This is a genomic window from Blastomonas sp. CCH1-A6 (genome assembly GCF_001556365.1).
Classification (GTDB): domain Bacteria; phylum Pseudomonadota; class Alphaproteobacteria; order Sphingomonadales; family Sphingomonadaceae; genus Blastomonas; species Blastomonas ursincola.
The window spans coordinates 1-854 of record NZ_LSIS01000389.1 but is presented as its reverse complement, the minus strand read 5'-3'; the positions used below and the strand labels follow the sequence as shown (position 1 = coordinate 854).

Genomic DNA, 854 nt, shown 5'->3' with positions numbered 1-854 from the left:
GTGTCGATCTGGTTCGGCCCGCCGGTATAGACCGACAGGTCGAGATTCTTGAGCCGCAGCGCATCGCTCCCCTCAGCCAGCAGCTTCGTTTGCGCGGCATCGTCCGCCGCGAGGAAGCGGTCGCGCAAGGCGGCATTGGCGGGCATCTTGAGGCCCGTCACGGCTTGCGTCGACAGCAGCGGGATCATGTCCGAAGGATTGGCATGGCCGCTCGCCCTGACGATGGCGGCGAGCCTTTTCTGGCCGATCGCGGCGATCAGCGTGTCGGTAGCGCTGTTGTCGCTGACCGAGATCATCAGCGTCGCCAGCGTCTGCAGCGTCATCGGTGCATTGTCGGGCCAGTCCTGCGTGATCCCCGAGGGATGCGATTTCTGCGTGAGCGGCAGCACGTCGCTCCACTTGCGCTCGCCCGCGCGCACCGCCCGGTCGATCTCGGCGAGCACATAAAGCTTGAACACCGAGGCGATGGCGAAGCGCTCCTCGGAATTGCGGCTGGCAAGGGTTTCCGCGCCGGTGGCGGTCAGCTTCTGCAGGATCAGCCCGGTTCGCCCCGGCAGCGCGGCGATATCGGCCGTCACCTTGTCGAGGCTGTCATCCTCGGTACGCGTGCCGGTGATGAACAGGCCCGAGAGCTTTCCGTCCAGCATGCCGATGGTGAAGGTGACGATCGCCCTGTCGAAGCGGATATCGATACTGGCCGAGCGCGGGTCCATCGGGCGCACCGCAACCACCGCCTGCGGCTCGCCATGCTGCGCCTTGAGCCCGGCGACCACTTGCGCGAGCTGCGCTTCGGGCACGGCAGCGACGAAGGCGGGGTTGAAGATGTCCGCCGCCTTCGCCTTGCCCTGCAGCAG

General features: G+C 66.6%; 1 protein-coding gene. It reads right to left on the bottom strand.

From position 1 onward, the window contains the following. A partial coding sequence (locus AX735_RS17815) for a serine hydrolase (RefSeq protein ID WP_066282932.1) occupies positions 1 to 854 on the bottom strand: 854 nt, incomplete at both ends.